Origin of the sequence: uncultured Roseovarius sp. (genome assembly GCF_947259555.1) — a bacterium.
Taxonomy (GTDB): Bacteria; Pseudomonadota; Alphaproteobacteria; order Rhodobacterales; family Rhodobacteraceae; genus Roseovarius.
Genome location: NZ_CAMYMD010000022.1, coordinates 1 through 18347, shown reverse-complemented (window position 1 = coordinate 18347; position 18347 = coordinate 1). Strand labels below are relative to the sequence as shown.

The following is an 18347-nucleotide window of genomic DNA, read 5'->3' as shown; positions in this document are numbered from 1 at the left end:
CATAAAAGCGGAGGTCGCGATGATACGTAAGAGAGTTTCCCTTATCTCCTTGCTTGCCATGGGTGTCCTTGCCGCCTGCGAGACAGTGCAGGGAGCCGGACAGGACATCGAGACTGCGGGCGAGGCGGTGTCCGAGACGGCTGAAGACGTGCAGGAATGATCGCGGCGCGCAACGCGCACGTGCGCTTATCGAGGGGCAGGCCGGCCGCCGGAATCACTGCGCCGCGCGGATCTTTTTCAGGCTGTGCTCTGCCATGAACGCGACGAATTTTCGGATCTTTGGGTCTTGCAGCTTGCGGTGCGGGTAGAGACAGCCGAACAGCGAAGGTCGCGGCGGCGTGTCGGGCAACACTTCGACGAGCCGCCCGTCCGCGAGATGAGCGGCGACATCGAATTTGGGCTTGTTGGCAATGCCGTGACCGGCCAGCGTCCAATCCGTCAGAACATCCGAGTCGTCGGCATCAAAATGACCTGAGACCTCCAGCTTGCGGGGCCCGTCACCCGTGTTGAGCACCCAGAAATACTCGGGCGAGCGGGGATATCGCAACAAAAGGCAATTGTGCCCATCGCTCAGCAGATCATCCGGCTCTTGCGGCGTGCCGTGCCGGTCAAGATACGACGGCGCGGCGCACAGGATGCGGGTGCAATCGGCGATCTTTCGGAGCTTGAGGTTCGATTCCTTCGGCACGCCGATGAAAAACGCCACGTCCATACGCTCTCCCAAAAGGTCCACCGTCCTGTCCGACAGGCGCATCTGCACTTGCACGTCCGGGAAGGCGGCAACGAAGTCTGGCACCAGCGGCGCGATGATGCGGCGCCCTACGCCCAACGGGGCGGTTACCCGAATAACGCCACGCGGTTTGGCTGAAAGGCTGGCGACGGTCGCCTCTGCATCCGTGACCGAAGCGAGAATTTTGTGCGCCTCGTCATAGAACAGCCGCCCGACCTCGGTTGGGGTCAATGAGCGCGTTGTGCGATTGAAGAGGCGCACACCGAGCCGCTTTTCCAGTTCCTTGATCCGTTTGCTCGCCACGGCGGGGGTCAATCGAAGGTCGCGCCCGCCGGCGGTGATGCTGCCCAACTCAACGACGCGGGTAAAGACCCGCAGGCTTTCGATATACTGCATGGCTCGCTCCTTGTGTCGGGCGGCGGGCCGCCTGCTGCGCGCTGTCGCTCCAGTGAACAGCGAAGCCTTCTCATTTTCAACGCTTTGTTGAAAGTATTTGCCGAATGCTGCCGTATCCATAGGCATTCAAAACCGGTAGTCTTTGCCTGATATCGCATCCACGCAGCTAGGAAGGACGCCACATGGACCAGCGTGACGACATCCGGTTTATGCTCAACGATCACGAGGTCGCCCTGCGCGATGTGACCGCCACGCAGACAGTGCTCGATTACTTGCGCCTTGACCGTCGCCTGACAGGCACCAAGGAAGGCTGCGCCGAAGGCGATTGCGGCGCCTGCACCGTTTTGGTGGGCCGCCTGAAAGAGGGCGTCTTGCACTATGAGAGCGTCAATGCCTGCATCCGTTTTCTGGCCTCGCTCGATGGGTGTCACGTCGTGACGGTTGAGCATCTGAAAGGCGCTGAGGGCGGATTGCACCCGGTTCAGCAAGCCATGGTCGACGAGCATGGCAGCCAATGCGGCTTTTGCACGCCCGGTTTCGTGATGTCGCTCTATGCGCTCTGGATGGAAACCCCGGAACCTGACGAGGCCCGGATCGAGACTGCGCTTCAGGGTAATCTCTGCCGTTGCACCGGATATGCCCCGATCATCCGGGCAGCCGTTGCGATCAGCCGCCACGGAACACCGGCCTCTGATCATCTGGTGCAGGAGCGCGACCGGGTCACCGCGCGCCTCAAGGCGATGCGGGACGGAGCACGCGTTGTGAGCGGGCCCGATGACAATCGCGCGATCTTGCCCGCAGATGCTGCTGATTTTGCCCGGGTGCTGGACGAGACACCGAATGCGACCGTCGTCGCGGGTGCCACGGATGTCGGGCTATGGGTCACGAAGTTTCTACGCCCCATTGGTCCGGCCATCTTCATCGGCCATCTCGATGAGCTGAAGAACATTTCGATCGGTGACGAGGATATCCGGATCGGCGCGGGCGTGAGCTATTCCGAGTTTGCCCCGGTGATTGCCGAGCATTTCCCGTTCATGGCCGAGTACTGGGAGCGTATCGCGGGCTGGCAAGTCCGGAATATGGGGACGATCGGCGGCAATATCGCCAATGGCTCGCCAATCGGCGACACCCCGCCCGTTCTCATCGCGCTCGGCGCCGAACTCACCCTGCGCAAAGGTGAGACACGCCGCAGCCTGCCGCTGGAGTCGTTCTTTATCGACTATGGCAAGCAGGACCTTGCAGAAGGCGAATTCGTCGAAGAGATCAGAGTTCCGCGCCCGGACAAGGCGCAACGCTGCGCGGCCTACAAGATCTCCAAGCGCCGCGACGAAGATATTTCGTCTGTGGCTGTGGGCCTGAGCGTCACCGTCGTGGCTGGCACGATCACCGGGTGTCGGCTGGCCTTTGGCGGGATGGCGGCCACACCGCGACGGGCACAGGCGGCGGAGGCGGCGTTGACCGGCAAGGCCTGGGGCCGGGCGGCGTTCCAGGAGGCTATGGCTGTGTTGCCAAACGATTTCTCGCCGCTCTCGGATTGGCGCGCGTCGTCGGAATACCGGATGCGGGCCGCGCAAAACCTGCTGTTGCGCTTTTACCTGGAACACGAGGCCGGCGCGGATGAGACGCCGCCCCGGCTGAGCGCGTGAAGGAGCACATCATGAAGGATCAGACCGAAATTCGCGGCACGGTGCACGCGTCGCTGCAACACGACAGCGCGGCCAAGCACGTCACGGGCCGTGCCGAATATACTGACGACATTCCCGAGCCGGTCGGCACGCTGCACGCCTATCTGGGCTGTTCAACAGAGACCCATGCGCGCATCCTCTCGATGGACCTTTCGTCGGTTCTGGCGGCACCGGGCGTCATCGGTGTTCTGAGTGCGCGGGACATTCCGGGACACAATGACATCAGCCCGACGGGGCGCGCAGACGAGCCGGTCTTTCCAACCGATGTTGTGGAATACCACGGTCAGCCGCTCTTTGCCGTGGTCGCCGACACCCGCGATGCCGCGCGTCGCGCCGCAGAGCTGGCGCGCGTGGATTACGAGGTCTTGCCACATGCGCTTGACCCGGTCGCGGCGCGGGAGGCGGGCTATCCGCATGTCACCGATTCGCTGACGCTCGCGCGTGGCGATGCCGATGCGGCGCTCTCATCATCGGGGCACCGTATCTCGGGGCGCATGGTGATCGGTGGGCAGGACCATATGTATCTCGAAGGGCAGATTGCGTTTGCGATGCCCGGCGAAGACGAGGATGTCGTCGTGCACTGCTCGACCCAACACCCGAGCGAGGCGCAGCACATGGTCGCGCATGTGCTGGGCGTTCCGTCCAATGCCGTCACCGTCAATGTGCGGCGAATGGGCGGTGGCTTTGGCGGCAAGGAAAGCCAGATGAACCTCTTTTGCGCGGTTGCGGCCCTTGCGTCAAAGACATGGAATCGCGCGGTCAAGATCCGGCCTGACCGCGATCAGGACATGACGGCCACCGGTAAACGGCATGATTTCGTTGTGGATTACGCGGTCGGCTTTGATGACACCGGCCGGATCGAGGCGGTGTCGGGCAGTTTCGCGGCGCGCTGCGGCTATTCCTCAGATCTGTCCGGCCCGGTTACTGACCGGGCGCTCTTTCACGCCGACAACGCATATTACTATCCTCATGTCCGGCTCGAAAGCCATCCGATGAAGACCAACACCGTCTCCAATACCGCGTTTCGCGGGTTTGGCGGGCCGCAAGGCGTGATTGCCGCCGAGCGCATGATCGAAGAAATCGCCTATCGGCTGGGGCGTGACACGCTCGATATCCGCAAGGCGAATTTCTATGGGGGGCCGGGGCGCGATGTCACGCCGTACCATCAGACCGTCGAGGACAACATCCTTCTGCGCATCGTAGAGGATCTGGAGCAGCGTGCAGATTATCAGGTGCGCCGCCGCGCGGTGCTGGAACACAACGCCAAGGCCGGGCTCATCCGGCGCGGTCTCGCCTTGACCCCGGTCAAGTTCGGGATTTCCTTTACCGCCACGCATTACAATCAGGCGGGCGCGCTGGTGCATGTCTACACCGACGGCTCGATCCACCTCAATCATGGTGGAACCGAGATGGGGCAGGGCCTGAACACCAAGGTCGCGCAGGTCGTGGCGGACGCGTTTCAGGTGAATATCGACCGGATCAAGATCACCCGTACCACCACCGAGAAAGTGCCCAACACCTCGGCCACGGCTGCATCGAGCGGGTCTGACCTCAATGGCATGGCGGCGCTCGACGCGGTCGAGCAGATCAAGGTGCGGCTGGTGGCCTTTGCTGCCGAACATTGGCAGGTTGATCCCGGCAAGGTGCAGTTTTTGCCTGGGCGGGTGCAAATCGGCGACGAGGTTGTCACCTTCGACGCACTCATCCGCGCGGCCTATATGGCGCGGGTCCAACTGTCGGCGGCGGGGTTCTACAAGACACCGGACATCCACTGGGATCGTGCGGCGGGCAAGGGCCGTCCATTCTACTACTTTGCCTACGGCGCCGCGTGTTCCGAGGTGGAAATCGACACGCTCACCGGTGAGTATCGGGTTCTGCGCACGGATATCCTGCACGATGTCGGGCGTTCGCTCAATCCGGCGATCGACAAGGGGCAGGTCGAAGGCGCGTTCATTCAGGGCATGGGCTGGCTCACCACCGAAGAGCTGTGGTGGGATGATCAGGGGCGACTGCGCACGCATGCCCCCTCGACCTACAAGATACCGCTGGCTTCGGACCGGCCTCGTGTCTTCAACGTGGACCTTGCGGAATGGTCGCAGAATCGCGAGCGCACGATCAAGCGGTCCAAGGCCGTTGGAGAGCCGCCCTTCATGCTGGGGATCTCGGTCTTCGAGGCGCTTTCGATGGCGGTGGGAAGTGTCGCGAATTACCGCGAATGCCCGCGTCTCGATACGCCCGCGACGCCCGAACGGATTTTGATGGCCGTCGAACGGCTCAAGGCGGGAGGGGGATCATGACCGGGACGGAAACGCTCTGTGCGTTCCTCGGGCGCAATCGTGACGTGATCCACGTCCGCCTGAGCGATGTCCGCGGATCTTCACCGCGCGAGGCGGGGGCGGAGATTTTTGTAAGCATCGCCGAGTGCCATGGTACGGTCGGTGGCGGGCAGCTTGAATATATGGTGATCGACGCGGCGCGCGCGATGTTGCGATCCGCCGAGGTGCTGCGTGCGATGGATATTCCTCTGGGCCCGGAGATCGGTCAATGCTGTGGCGGGCGCGTCGTCGTCGACCTGAGCTATATGGAACAGGCCGACCGGCACCGCGCGCGGGAGCAGGACGCGCAGCAGACCGCTGCCTTGCCGCATGTCTATGTCATGGGGGCTGGCCATGTCGGGCGCGCGCTTGCCGCATTGCTCGCGCATTTGCCGGTGCGCGCCATCGTCGTCGACAGCCGTGGCGAGGAGCTTGCACGCTGTCCGGATGCCGTCGAAACGCGCCTTTCGGCACTGCCTGAGAGCGATATCGACCGGGCCCCTGCGGGTAGTGCCTTTGTCGTTCTGACCCATGATCACGCGCTGGATTTCTTGCTTGCGTCCCAGGCTCTGGCGCGTGGGGATGCGGCCTATGTCGGCATGATCGGATCCGCCACCAAACGCGTGCGGTTTCGTCGCTGGTGTCGGGACCATTGTGACGGGCAATCCACGCAGGCGCTCGTTTGTCCGATCGGGGCTGGCGGCAGCCGTGACAAGCGCCCCGGCGTGATCGCGGCGTTGGTCGCGGCGGAGGTGATGACGGCCCTGACAACGCCCGCGCGGGAGCGAGCCAAGCCTCTGCACCTTACAGAATAGACAAGCAATACGCCCGGTCCCGGCAAACGAGGAGAGACGCCGCCCGGGCGCGTTTTCAGCACAGGGAGGAGACCTGCCGATGCAGGGAAGACATTATACCTATAGATTGTTCGCACGCAGCGATTTCAGCGCGTTCTGGGCATTGTTCACCGACAACCTGATCAACCTGATTGTGTTATCCGGCATTTGCCAGTTTGTCTTTCAGATGCCGGCCGAGGTCGTATTCGGCCGCATCGTTCCGGGCGCGGCGGTGGCCATCGTGGCCGGGATCGCGGTCTATGCATGGCTTGCCAAGCACGTCGCGGAACGTCAGGGCCACGATGTCACGGCCATGCCCTATGGCATCTCGACCCCGGTGATGTTCGTCTATCTCTTTGGCGTGATCGGCCCGATCTACTGGAGCACGCAGGATGCGATGCTGGCATGGCAGGTCGGGATCGGTGCGGGCTTTATGGGCGGCATTGTCGCGGGGCTCGGTGCGATCATCGGTCCGTTTCTCAAACGCGTGACCCCGCGTGCGGGCATGCTTGGCACGCTTTGCGGTATCGCACTGGTTTTCATCGGTACGGTGCCGTTGGCGACGGTTTTCGAGGACCCGTTTGTCGGCTTTGCCTCGATGATCATCATTCTCTGGGGCCTTGTCGGCCGGTTTCGTCTGCCCTTCAACATTCCCGCCGGGCTACTGGCGTTGATTGTCGGCACGGTCGTCGCCTTTGGCGTCGGCAAGGCGTCGATCAGCCTCGAAGGGGTCGGCTTCTACCCGCCGGTCCCGTATTTCGGGGACCTCGTCGCAGGGATTCAGTATCTTTTTGCGAACCCTGAACTGTTTCTGGTTCTGGTGCCGGTGCAAATCTACAATTTCATCGAGACGATGAACAATGTTGAGAGCGCCGAGTCGGCAGGAGATCATTATCCGGTTGCCCTCTGTCAGGTAACAGACGGCGTTGGAACGATGGTCGGGGCGGTGTTCGGCTCTCCCTTTCCGACGACGGCCTATATCGGACACCCGGCCTACAAGCGCATGGGCGCGCACGCCGGCTACGTGATCGGCGTGGCGGTCGTGATACCGCTGGCGGCCTTTCTGGGTCTGCTTGCCTTTCTCAACAACCTGATCCCCGTGGCGGCGGCCGCACCGGTGCTGGTGTTTGTCGCCCTGAGCCTGATCACCAACACCGCACATTCGGTCAAGACCGAGCACATGGCGGCGGTGACGATTGCCATGATGCCGCATATATCCAGCTTTCTGATGATCAAATGGGGCGCGCTGATAGCGGCGCTCGGGGCGTCGGGCGTCGAGGGGCTGCCGCAACTCGGGGACGTGGCGCTGACCGCTGCTCTGTTGGAGCAGGGCGCGCATTTTGCCGGGCATCAGGCATTGAGCCAGGGCGCGATCCTGACCGGGCTCATCTGGGGTGCGCTGGTGGCAAGCGTCATCGACGGGGACTTTCGCAATGCCGGGGGGTTCGCGCTGGCCGCAGCGGGCATGTCGCTCATCGGGATCATCCACGCGCCCAGCCTGCACTGGCCCGCGTTCAACGGTGTGAGCGTCGGATACCTGATCTCGGCTGCGTTCCTGTTCATCTACCCGGCCTTTCATCGGGACGACGGGCTGGTGAACCGGGATCTTCCGGTCGACGATCTGCAACCGGGCAAAAAGACCGTCATAGAATGAGATCAAGACGAAGGGCGGCCTCCGCCCTTCGCACACATGGACCAAGGACCGAGGAATGACATCTAACCACCTGTTACTGCGCGGCCGCGTCTTGTCGTTCAATGCCGAGCCGGAAGGGCCGGAGGACACCGCCGCCTATACATATGTAGAGGATGGCGCCATTTTGGTCGCCGATGGCCGCATTCTCGCATCCGGTGCATTCGACACGGTGGCCGCGCAGGGCGTGGCCGCCGAGGTGATCGACCATAGGCCGCATCTGATGATGGCCGGCTTCATCGACACGCATATCCATTTCCCGCAGGTGCAGGTGATCGCGTCGTGGGGGGCGCAACTGCTCGATTGGCTCAATACCTATACATTCCCCGAAGAGATGCGCTATGCCGATGCCGGGCATAGCGGGCGCATGGCAGAGCGCTTTTTTGATCAGCTGATCGCGCATGGCACGACCACGGCCGCTGCCTATTGCTCGGTTCACAAGACGTCGGCAGAGGCTTATTTTACCGAGGCGGCACGGCGCGACATGCGCATGATCGGCGGAAAGGTCCTGATGGACCGAAATGCCCCCGAGGGGCTACGTGACACCGCCAAAAGCGGCTATGACGACAGTAAGGCCCTGATTTCCGAGTGGCATGGCAAGGGGCGCGCGCTGTATGCGATCACGCCCCGTTTTGCGATCACTTCCAGCCCGGAGCAGTTGGAGATGGCGGGCACGCTGGTGGCCGAGCATCCCGATTGCCACATGCAGACGCATCTGTCCGAGAACCATGACGAGATCGCCTACACAGCCGCGCTCTATCCCGAGGCGCCGGATTATCTGGGGATCTATGAGCAGTACGGGTTACTTTCACCGCGCGCGTTGCTCGGGCACTCGATTCACCTCGGCGCGCGCGAACTAGAGGTGTTGCGCCAAAGCGATGCAAAACCAGTGTTTTGTCCTACCTCGAACCTCTTTCTGGGAAGTGGTCTCTTTGATGACGCAGGGTTGCGCGGACAAGGGCTCACCAATGCGATTGCCACCGATGTGGGCGGCGGCACGAGTTACTCGATGCTGCAAACCCTGAACGAGGGTTACAAGATACTGCAATTGCAGGGGCAGAAACTGCACCCCTTGCGCGCGTTCCACTGGATCACGCGCGGCAATGCCCTTGCCCTTGGGTTAGAGCACGATATCGGGACGCTGGAGGCCGGAACGGGGGCTGACATCGTGGTGCTCAATTCCGCCGCGACCGATGCGATGGCGTTGCGAATGGAGCGGGCAGAGACCCTTTCGGAAGAGCTGTTCGTACTGCAAATCATGGGCGATGACCGCGCGATCGCCGAGGTTTACGTTGCAGGGCGCGCGCAGAAATCGCGGAGCTAGGCGCGCGTCCGGCAGATTTCGAATGTCTGGCCTGTTGCGGTCGCTTTCGCGGGAGGTGCCCCCGTGTCCTCTTCACGCCAGGAGCGACTGATTTTTCAGCAAGCCGCATGGCGCGTCCTCCAGTTCCGACGCCGTTGAACGCTTCGTTCCATCCAGAGACCTGACGTCACGTCAAACCGTGCTATCCTCTGTCTGACAAAAGGAGGACTGCCGATGATCCGACTGCTTCTTGTCGTCCTGATGCTGGGTCTGCCTGCCTCGGCACAGGATCGCCGCCCGAGCCATTGCATCGCGTTGGCTGATGCCACGCCGGGGCTGGAATATCTGCATAAGGCCGGTTTTCGCGATCCGCTGCCGGATTATACCGTACGCATCCGCTATATCGCGCATGCGTCGTTCCTCATTCAGGCGGGGGGGTACAACGCGGTGACGGATTTCACCGGCTTTGTCGGGACTGCCGATTTCATCCCCGATATCGTCACCATGAACCACGCTCATTCCACGCATTGGACCGCCAATCCTGATCCGGCGATTCCGCATGTCCTGCCGGGCTGGGGCGAGTTCGGGCAGGGGATCGAGCATCATCTTGATCTGGATAGCCTGATCGTGCGCAACGTCTCGACCGATATCCGTTCGGGCGGCGGGGTGGAGCCAAAGGGCAATTCGATCTTTGTCTTCGAGGCCGAGGGGCTGTGTATCGCGCATCTGGGCCATCTGCATCATGAGCCGTCGGACGACCAATATGCCGCTCTTGGGCGGATGGATGTGGTGATGGCCCCGGTGGATGGCGGGTTTACCATGGCGATCGAGAACATGATGAACGTGTTGCGCCGGGTGCGCGCCAGCGTGGTGATCCCGATGCACTGGTTTACGGATGGCACGCTGGGGCGGTTTCTGGCCGGGATGGAGGGCGACTTTGCCATCGAGCGCCCGGGCACCAGCGAAATCGAGGTCTCTTTGCGCAGTTTGCCGAACCGGCCGACCATCGTGGTGCTGCGCCCGGCCTATCTGCGCGACGACGATTGAGGCTGTGTGCCGGCCTCGCGCAGCACCCTCGGCACCTTGAACTCGACGTTTTCCTGCGCGGTCTCGACCTGCTCTACGGTCACGTCATAGCGAGCGCGGACCGCGTCGATGACCTCGGTCACCAGCACCTCTGGGGCTGACGCCCCGGCGGTGATGCCGATGGAGGTAATGCCGTTGAGCGCACGCCAGTCGATATCGGTCGCGCGCTGGACAAGCTGCGCATAAGAGCACCCGGCGCGCGCGCCGACCTCGACCAGACGTTTGGAATTCGACGAGTTGGGTGCGCCCACGACGAGCATGGCATCGACCTGAGCGGCCATCGCCTTGACCGCCTCCTGCCGGTTGGTGGTGGCGTAGCAGATGTCTTCCTTGTGCGGGCCGACAATGGCGGGAAAGCGCGTGGTGAGGGCGGCGACGATCTCGGCGGTATCATCAACCGAAAGGGTGGTCTGGGTAACGAAGGCGAGTTTGTCGGCGTCGCGCACGGTGAGGCGCGCTACATCGTCGGGGGTCTCGACCAAGAGAACCTCGCCTTGCGGCAATTGACCCATCGTGCCTACCGTTTCGGGGTGGCCCGCATGGCCGATCATCACGATCTGCAGACCGTTCTCATGGTGACGCTCGGCCTCGATATGCACCTTGCTCACCAGCGGGCAGGTGGCATCGACAAAGAGCATCTGCCGCGCCGCCGCCTCTGCGGGCACGGATTTGGGTACACCGTGGGCGGAAAAGATTACCGGGCGGTCAGTGGGGCAGTCGTCAAGCTCTTCGACGAACACGGCGCCTTTGGCGCGCAGGTCGTCCACCACGTATTTGTTGTGCACGATCTCGTGGCGCACATAGACCGGAGCGCCATATTTCGAGAGCGCCATCTCCACGATCTTGATCGCGCGGTCCACACCGGCGCAGAACCCGCGGGGTGCGGCAAGGTAGAGGGTAAGGGGGGGCTTGGTCATGGCGGGTCTCCTGCTTGGACCAGAGGTAAGGCAGGGGATGCGCGGCGTAAAGGGAGGCAGGGCAAATAGACTATCGGGTTGAACGGTGTTGGCCTGAAGCGGACGTTGCATCCCGTCAGAAGGTGCCGCGCGGTCGCAGGGCCGGGGACTGGCGAGGCAACGGCCTTTGCGGGCGCTTTATGCCAGCCAAGTCATTCTCAACTCAACACGTTGCACGCCCTATCAAATCGCCAGGCCGCGGGACGGCCCGGCGATCGCGCGGCACCTTCGGTGCTGTTCGCGCGGTAGGCGGTTAGGTCCGCTTCAGGCCATTAACCTCCCGCCTGTGTGGTCAGCCATGCGAGCACGATATAGCGTCCGGTCTTGGCGATGGTCACGAGCACGAGAAAAACCCAAGCGGGCGTGCGCATGACACCCGCGATCACCGTGAATGCGTCGCCGAACGGGGCCCAGCTCATCAAAAGGGTCCAGACACCCCATCGGGCATACCAGCGCTGCGCGCGCGCCAGCTGCGCGGCATTGACCGGAAACCAGCGGCGGTTGCGGAACCGTTCCAGTCCGCGCCCCATGATATAATTGACAACTGCGCCGAGCGTGTTGCCCACACTCGCCACCACGATCAGCCAGGTGAGTGAGGCAGTCCCCGCCAGTTGGAGCCCGACAAAAACCACCTCGGATTGGAAGGGCAGGATTGTGGCGGCCCCGAAGGCGGCCAGAAACAGCCCCCCCAACTGCAAAAAAATACCCGGGTCCAGCACGCTCATGCGCCGGCAACCCGGGTACTGTCACTGAAAACCAGCAGGATCACATCAATCCTGTTCGGCATAAGCCTCCTGCCGCTCGTTCTGATGCTCGCGCGGCGGGCGCCCGATCACATCCTTGAGATCGGCCAGTTCAATGAAGTTGTCCGCCTGACGGCGCAGCTCGTCCGAGATCATCGGCGGCTGGCTGCGAATGGTCGACACGACGGAGACGCGAACGCCCTGACGCTGCAGGCTCTCCACCAGCGGGCGGAAATCGCCGTCGCCGGAAAAGAGCACGATGTGATCGACACGCGGGGCGAGCTCCATGGCATCGACGCAAAGTTCGATATCCATGTTGCCCTTGACCTTTCGACGCCCCTGACTGTCGGTGTATTCCTTGGCCGGTTTCGTAACCATGGAATAGCCGTTGTAGTGCAGCCAGTCGACGAGCGGGCGTATGGGCGAATACTCGTCATTTTCCAGCAGAGCCGTGTAGTAAAACGCACGCAGCAACTTGCCACGGCGCATGAATTCTGATCGAAGCAGCTTGTAATCGATGTCAAATCCGAGCGCCTTTCCGGCGGCATAAAGATTTGAACCGTCGATGAACAACGCCAATCGGTCGTCCTTGTAAAACATCTAAATATCCTTCCGAGTGGTCTTGTCCCGACCCGAGAATGTGAGTGTGTGAGTGGTGCGGCGAGACGGGAGTAAAGTGACGAATTAGGGGTTTCCAATTATGTATGCAAGGGCATCTTACGTCGCGAAAGGATAGGTGTCTCATGTCATTTGATCAATATTACTTGATCGCGATTGGTGGAAACTTGCCATCTGTCGGACTCTGCCCGTCGGACACGGTGCGCGCGGCGCTTGCGCGCCTGGCGGCTGATGCGGGGGGGGAGCTGCGGGCGACGAGCCGGTTGTATCGCAGCCCGGCGTTTCCACCCGGCTCCGGCCCGGACTTCGTCAATGCGGCGGCAGAGCTGCGGATGCCCGGGGCGCCGGAGGACGTGCTGGCGTTTCTTCATGCTGTCGAGTCGGAGTTCGGTCGTGAGCGTATTCGCCGCTGGGGCCAGCGCACGCTGGATCTGGACCTGATCGCGATGGGTGACCGGGTGCTGCCGGACCTCGCCACATACGACGCGTGGCGCGGGCTTGCGCCAGAGGCGCAGCAGGAGCGCGCGCCTGACCGTCTGATCTTGCCGCATCCGCGCGCGCATGAGCGGGCTTTCGTGTTGGTGCCTCTGGCCGATGTGGCGCCGGACTGGGTGCATCCGGTGCTGGGCCTGTCGGTGCGCGAGATGCTGAGCGCGTTGCCGCAAGAGGCCCGTGACGAGGTCGTGCCGCTTTGATTCTTCGCTTGTAATTCCCGACTTGACAGCCTAGATACAAGGCTTCTGGAAATTTGCCCTAACTCTGCCGGAGGTCTAATGGCCCGCGTTACTACCGAAGATTGCGTTGACAAGGTTCCGAACCGTTTCGATCTGGTGATGCTCGCGGCGCATCGCGCCCGTGAGATTTCTTCGGGATCGCCACTGACGGTTGACCGTGACAACGACAAGAATCCGGTCGTCGCCCTGCGCGAGATCGCGGAGGAAACGCAATCCGCAGACGATCTGCGTGAGCGCCTGATCGAGTCCAACCAGACCCAGATCGAGGTGGACGAGCCGGAAGAAGATTCCATGGCGTTGCTCATGGGCGGCGAGGCGGATAAGCCCGAGACAGACGACATGTCGGAGGAAAAGCTGCTCCGTGCCCTCATGGAAGCCCAGGGTCAAGGCTGAGCCCGACCCTGATTCGGCAAGGCGCGACTTCTGATGATCGCCGTTGATGACCTGATCACGCTGGTGCGCCATTACAATCCCCGTACGGATGAGGCTCTCATTCGTGCGGCCTATGACTTTGGTCGTGAGATGCACAACGGGCAATTGCGCCACTCGGGCGAGCCCTATTTCACCCACCCTGTTGCCGTGGCCGCCATCCTGACCGAGCAACGGCTCGACGATGCCACGATCGTCACCGCGCTCTTGCATGACACGATCGAGGACACCAAGGCGTCCTACCAGGTGGTCGACCAGAAATTCGGTCGCGAGGTGGCGGATCTGGTCGATGGCGTCACCAAGCTGACCAATCTGCAACTCTCGAGTTCCGAGACCAAGCAAGCCGAGAATTTCCGCAAGCTTTTCATGGCGATGTCCAAGGATCTTCGGGTGATTCTGGTCAAACTCGCCGACCGTCTGCACAACATGCGCACGATCAAGGCGATGCGCGTCGAGAAGCAGGCGCAAAAGGCGCGCGAGACCATGGATATCTATGCGCCGCTGGCGGGGCGCATGGGCATGCAGTGGATGCGCGAAGAGCTGGAGGATCTCGCGTTCCGCGTCCTTAACCCCGAGGCGCGGGCCTCGATCATCCGCCGCTTCATCACCCTGCAACGCGAGACCGGCGATGTGGTCGAGCGGATCACCAGCGACATGCGGCATGAGCTCGACAAGGCGGGGATCGAGGCGGATGTGTTCGGTCGCGCCAAGAAACCCTATTCGATCTGGCGCAAGATGCAGGAAAAGGAGATGGGCTTTTCGCGCCTGTCGGACATCTACGGATTTCGCGTGATCACCCGGTCCGAGAATGATTGCTATGGTGCTCTTGGCGCGATCCATCAGCGTTGGCGCGCTGTGCCGGGACGGTTCAAGGACTACATCAGCCAACCCAAATCGAACGGCTATCGCAGCATCCACACCACCGTGTCGGGCCGCGATGGCAAGCGGGTCGAGGTGCAGATCCGCACGCAGGCCATGCATGACGTGGCCGAAACCGGTGTCGCGGCGCATTGGTCCTACCGCGACGGGGTGCGCGCCGAAAACCCCTTTGCCGTCGATCCCGCCAAGTGGATTTCGGCGGTCAGCGAGCAGTTTGATGCCGAGGAAGATCACGAGGATTTTCTCGAAGCGGTCAAGCTCGAGATGTATGCCGATCAGGTGTTCTGCTTCACGCCCAAGGGTGACGTGATCAAGCTGCCGCGCGGGGCGACGCCGATTGATTTCGCCTATGCGATCCACACAAGGATCGGCCATGCCTGCGTGGGCGCCAAGGTGGACGGGATGCGCGTGCCGCTCTGGACCCGGGTCAAGAACGGACAATCGGTCGAGGTGATCACCGCCGACGGGCAGACGCCGCAGGCCACGTGGCTCGATATCGCCACCACCGGCAAGGCGCGCGCGGCCATCAGGCGGGCCCTGCGCGAATTGGACCGGGGGCGGTATGTCAAGCTGGGGCGCGAATTGGCGCGCTCGGCGTTCGAGCATGTTGGCAAGAAGGCCACGGACAAGGCATTGGAGGCGGCCGCCCGCACGCTGCGCCTGAAAAACGCCGACGAGGTGCGGGCGCGCCTCGGCAGCGCAGAGTTGACCGCGCATCAAGTGCTGACGGCTGTCTATCCCGATCTTGTGCCCGAGGCGGGCAACGAAGTCGCCCGTGACAGGGCCGTGATCGGCTTGGCCGCCGACCAGAGCTTTGAACGGGCACGCTGCTGTCAGCCGCTGCCGGGCGAGCGCATCGTCGGCATCACATATCGCGGGCGCGGTGTGGTCATTCACGCCATAGATTGCGAAACCTTATCGCAATACGATCAACAGCCTGACCGATGGATGGACCTGCATTGGCACACCGGGACCCATCCGGCGGCCTATGACGTGACACTTGACCTCACCATTGGCAACGATGCCGGGGTGCTTGGGCGGATTTGCACCTTGATCGGCGAGCAGAAGGCCAATATCTCCAACCTGACATTTGTGGATCGGAAACCTGACTTCTACCGCCTGTTGATTAATGTCGAGTTGCGCGACGCCGAGCATTTGCATGGCGTGATCTCGGCCCTTGATGCCGAGAGCGATGTCGCCGCTGTCGAGCGTTATCGAAATCCGCCTCAAACCGGGGGCGGACCAAGCCATGAACCCTAGGAGCCGCACTGGTGGTTTTCAAACGCCGAGACAGACGACCCCTGTGGAAGGTGATCGCTGATTTCTTTTGGCCCAAGGGGGGCTGGGCGCGGGCGTTTACCTATGTCAAGCACCGGCTGCACCGGCTGCCCGACCCGCCGGACCGGATCGCGCGGGGTATATTTGCGGGTGTCTTCACCACGTTCACGCCATTCTACGGGCTGCATTTTTTTATAGCTGCCGCGCTTGCACTGATCCTGCGTGGCAATGTCGTTGCCGCCCTGTTGGGGACGTTCTTTGGCAATCCCTTGACTTATGTGCCGATCGGGGTGATCGCACTCCAGACGGGCCATGCAATTCTGGGCCGACATACGCTGGCCGAAGACGAGATCAGCCGGTCGCTCGGTGGAAAATTCCTCGATGCTGGCGAGGACCTCAAGAACAACGTGTTGGCGATATTTTCGGACCATGAGGCCGACTGGCACAGTCTGCACGTTTTCTATGATGAGGTGTTCTTTCCCTACATGGTGGGTGGCATCGTGCCCGGCATCGTCACCGCCCTTGCCGCCTATTACATCAGCCTGCCGGTGATCACCGCCTATCAGAACCGCCGCAGGGGCGTGCTGCGCGCGAAGTGGGCCGCGATCAAGGAAAAGAAGGCGCAGAAGGAAAATGCGTCAATTGAGGCTGACGGGCGCGGCAAAGGGGACTAGGTTGCACCCCGAGCCGTTCATGATCTGAGGAAGAGCCCGATGCCGTCCGATGCAAAACTGCGCCTTGGCGTGAATATCGACCATGTCGCCACCGTCCGCAATGCGCGCGGCGGCGCCTACCCTGATCCGCTGCGCGCCGCCAAGCTGGCCGAAGAGGCAGGCGCCGACGGGATCACCGCACATCTGCGCGAAGACCGCCGCCACATCTCGGATGCCGATATCGATGGGCTGATGGAGGTGCTGACGGTGCCGCTCAATTTCGAGATGGCCGCAACCGCCGAGATGCAGAAAATTGCCCTGCGCCACAAGCCGCACGCGGTCTGCCTCGTGCCGGAAAAGCGCGAGGAACGCACCACCGAGGGCGGGCTGGACGTCGCGCGCGACGAAAACCGGCTGGCGCATTACATCGCGCCTTTGCGCGAGGCGGGCTGCCGCGTGTCGATCTTCATCGCCGCCGACAAGCGGCAGATCGAGGCGGCGCACCGGATCGGGGCCGAGGTGATCGAGTTACACACCGGCGCCTATTGCGACGCCCATGCCGAGGGCGATATCGCCACCCGCGACCGCGAGTTGGAGGGTTTGCGCGAGATGTCGGCCCATGCCCATGCGCTGGGGCTTGAGGTGCATGCGGGTCATGGCCTGACCTATGATACGGTGCAACCCGTCGCGGGTTTTCCTGAGGTGATGGAGCTCAATATCGGGCATTTCCTGATTGGCGAGTCGATCTTTCTGGGGCTTGGACCGGCGATCACCGAGATGCGCCGCCTGATTGATGAGGCGCGCGGGTGAGGCGGGCCGGGCCATGACCGCAGGCCCTGTTATCCCGAGCGCGGCCGAGGACCGGCTCTTGCGCGAGCTATGTGACTGGGCGCTTGACCTGGCACGCGCGCAGGGCGGGCGGCAATTTACCGCCGCCGTGATGCGCGGCGATCAAGAGGTGGTCCGCGCGCGCAATGACGTGGCCGAGACCTGTGACGCGAGCCGCCATGCCGAGATTGCGGCCATGGCGCAGGCAGGGCGCGCGACAGGGTCTGCCGATCTGTCCGGGTACACGCTCCTGTCCTCGTGCCAGCCTTGCGAGATGTGTCTCGCCGCGATGCGCTGGGCAGGGATCACGCGGTTGATTTTCGCGGCACGGCAGGAAGCGTTGGGCGAGGGGTTTTCCCAGTTCGGCAGGCTGACAATTGCCGATCTGCATGCGGCCTCGGGTGGGGCGTTCGAGTATCTGGGCGGGCTGCATGAGGCGCGTGTTCTGGCCATGTACCGGATGGGCAAGGCATGAGGCGGATGGTCGTCCTGCTGCTTGGGCTGGCAATGGCCGCGCTTGCGCTCTGGCAACTTGAGGCGCAGCGCGCGGGGCTGGAGATCAGTACGCGCACCGTGGGCGAGACGCCGGTGACACGCATTGCGCAACCGGGCTCTGATGGCCCGTTGGTGGTGGTTGCGCATGGCTTTGCCGGGTCGCGGCAGATGATGCAGGCCTATGGCCACGATCTGGCGCGGGCGGGTTTCCGGGTCTGGGTCTTCGACTTTGAGGGCCACGGGCGGCACCCCGTGCCGATGTCGGGCGATGTGGAGAGCATCGACGGCACCACGCGCCTGTTGATCGACCAGACCCGCGCCGTGGTGAATGCAGCGGTGACGGCAGAGGGCTGGCAGGGCGAGGTCGCGCTGCTGGGGCATTCCATGGCCACCGATATCATCATCCGCACCGCGACCCTCGATCCCGGCATCGGCCCCGTGGTGGCGATCTCGGCCTTTTCCAAGGCGGTGACGGCGACTGCACCCGAGACCCTGCTGCTCATCACCGGCGCGTGGGAGCCGGGGCTGCGCGGCTTTGCCCGCGACGTGGTGGCGATGGTCGATCCGCAGGCAGGCGAGGGCGAGACCGCGCGCGCGGGCGAGGTGACCCGCCGCGCGGTCGTGGCCCCGTTGGCCGAGCATGTGGCGGTGCTTCATAGCCGCGCCGGGCGCGCCGAGGCCGTGGCGTGGCTCGAT

The 18347-nt window shown here is 62.7% G+C and carries 18 protein-coding genes; 14 read left to right on the top strand and 4 right to left on the bottom strand.

Annotated elements, in window-relative coordinates; translation table 11 throughout:
- Positions 1-19: 19 nt before the first annotated feature.
- Positions 20-160: an entericidin A/B family lipoprotein gene (locus tag Q0X85_RS03455; RefSeq protein WP_297769037.1), complete on the top strand. Its 141-nt coding sequence runs from the start codon at positions 20-22 to the stop codon at positions 158-160.
- Between the two features lie 54 nt (positions 161-214).
- Here Q0X85_RS03455 and Q0X85_RS03450 read toward each other — a convergent pair whose 3' ends face one another.
- Positions 215-1126, bottom strand: a complete 912-nt coding sequence (locus Q0X85_RS03450; protein ID WP_297769034.1) for a LysR family transcriptional regulator — start codon at positions 1124-1126, stop codon at positions 215-217.
- Between the two features lie 182 nt (positions 1127-1308).
- On the opposite strand from Q0X85_RS03450, the gene xdhA reads away from it, so the two are divergent.
- The 6 genes from xdhA (at position 1309) to Q0X85_RS03420 (ending at position 9999) form a co-directional block, all read left to right on the top strand.
- Positions 1309-2772 carry a xanthine dehydrogenase small subunit gene (gene xdhA / locus Q0X85_RS03445; protein WP_297769031.1) on the top strand — a complete coding sequence of 488 codons (1464 nt, stop codon included), beginning with the start codon at positions 1309-1311 and terminating at the stop codon, positions 2770-2772.
- A gap of 11 nt (positions 2773-2783) precedes the next feature.
- Positions 2784-5108, top strand: coding sequence for a xanthine dehydrogenase molybdopterin binding subunit (gene xdhB, locus Q0X85_RS03440; protein WP_297769028.1), 2325 nt, complete (start codon positions 2784-2786; stop codon positions 5106-5108).
- Positions 5105-5941 (top strand): xanthine dehydrogenase accessory protein XdhC, encoded by an 837-nt coding sequence (gene xdhC, locus Q0X85_RS03435; RefSeq protein ID WP_297769025.1) that lies wholly within the window; start codon positions 5105-5107, stop codon positions 5939-5941. The genes xdhB and xdhC overlap by 4 nt, the downstream gene beginning before the upstream one ends.
- A gap of 79 nt (positions 5942-6020) precedes the next feature.
- Positions 6021-7613, top strand: coding sequence for a xanthine/uracil/vitamin C permease (locus tag Q0X85_RS03430; protein ID WP_297769022.1), 1593 nt, complete (start codon positions 6021-6023; stop codon positions 7611-7613).
- A 55-nt stretch (positions 7614-7668) separates the two neighbouring features.
- Positions 7669-8973, top strand: a complete 1305-nt coding sequence (guaD, locus tag Q0X85_RS03425) for a guanine deaminase (protein WP_297769019.1) — start codon at positions 7669-7671, stop codon at positions 8971-8973.
- A 213-nt stretch (positions 8974-9186) separates the two neighbouring features.
- Positions 9187-9999, top strand: a complete 813-nt coding sequence (locus tag Q0X85_RS03420) for an MBL fold metallo-hydrolase (RefSeq protein WP_297769014.1) — start codon at positions 9187-9189, stop codon at positions 9997-9999.
- On the opposite strand, the gene ispH is transcribed toward Q0X85_RS03420, so the two are convergent.
- The 3 genes from ispH to Q0X85_RS03405 form a co-directional block, all read right to left on the bottom strand.
- Positions 9978-10955, bottom strand: coding sequence for a 4-hydroxy-3-methylbut-2-enyl diphosphate reductase (ispH, locus tag Q0X85_RS03415; protein ID WP_297769011.1), 978 nt, complete (start codon positions 10953-10955; stop codon positions 9978-9980). The genes Q0X85_RS03420 and ispH overlap by 22 nt on opposite strands.
- A 311-nt stretch (positions 10956-11266) precedes the next feature.
- A complete protein-coding gene (locus tag Q0X85_RS03410; protein ID WP_297769008.1) occupies positions 11267-11719 on the bottom strand; it encodes a YqaA family protein in 453 nt (150 codons plus the stop codon).
- A 45-nt stretch (positions 11720-11764) separates the two neighbouring features.
- Positions 11765-12337 (bottom strand): NYN domain-containing protein, encoded by a 573-nt coding sequence (locus Q0X85_RS03405; RefSeq protein ID WP_297769005.1) that lies wholly within the window; start codon positions 12335-12337, stop codon positions 11765-11767.
- Between the two features lie 143 nt (positions 12338-12480).
- On the opposite strand from Q0X85_RS03405, the gene folK reads away from it, so the two are divergent.
- The 7 genes from folK to Q0X85_RS03370 form a co-directional block, all read left to right on the top strand.
- Positions 12481-13050 carry a 2-amino-4-hydroxy-6-hydroxymethyldihydropteridine diphosphokinase gene (gene folK / locus Q0X85_RS03400; RefSeq protein WP_297769002.1) on the top strand — a complete coding sequence of 190 codons (570 nt, stop codon included), beginning with the start codon at positions 12481-12483 and terminating at the stop codon, positions 13048-13050.
- Between the two features lie 78 nt (positions 13051-13128).
- Positions 13129-13482 (top strand): DNA-directed RNA polymerase subunit omega, encoded by a 354-nt coding sequence (gene rpoZ / locus Q0X85_RS03395; RefSeq protein ID WP_297769000.1) that lies wholly within the window; start codon positions 13129-13131, stop codon positions 13480-13482.
- Between the two features lie 33 nt (positions 13483-13515).
- Entirely contained in the window at positions 13516-15657 is a 2142-nt protein-coding gene (locus Q0X85_RS03390; RefSeq protein ID WP_297768997.1) for a bifunctional (p)ppGpp synthetase/guanosine-3',5'-bis(diphosphate) 3'-pyrophosphohydrolase, read from the top strand.
- An 11-nt stretch (positions 15658-15668) separates the two neighbouring features.
- A complete protein-coding gene (locus tag Q0X85_RS03385; protein WP_297768995.1) occupies positions 15669-16349 on the top strand; it encodes a DUF2062 domain-containing protein in 681 nt (226 codons plus the stop codon).
- Positions 16350-16388: 39 nt separating this feature from the next.
- Positions 16389-17138, top strand: coding sequence for a pyridoxine 5'-phosphate synthase (locus tag Q0X85_RS03380; RefSeq protein WP_297768991.1), 750 nt, complete (start codon positions 16389-16391; stop codon positions 17136-17138).
- A 13-nt stretch (positions 17139-17151) separates the two neighbouring features.
- Positions 17152-17631 (top strand): nucleoside deaminase, encoded by a 480-nt coding sequence (locus tag Q0X85_RS03375; RefSeq protein WP_297768987.1) that lies wholly within the window; start codon positions 17152-17154, stop codon positions 17629-17631.
- The coding region (locus tag Q0X85_RS03370; protein ID WP_297768984.1) for an alpha/beta fold hydrolase at positions 17628-18347 on the top strand (720 nt) is incomplete at its 3' end. The genes Q0X85_RS03375 and Q0X85_RS03370, both read left to right, overlap by 4 nt.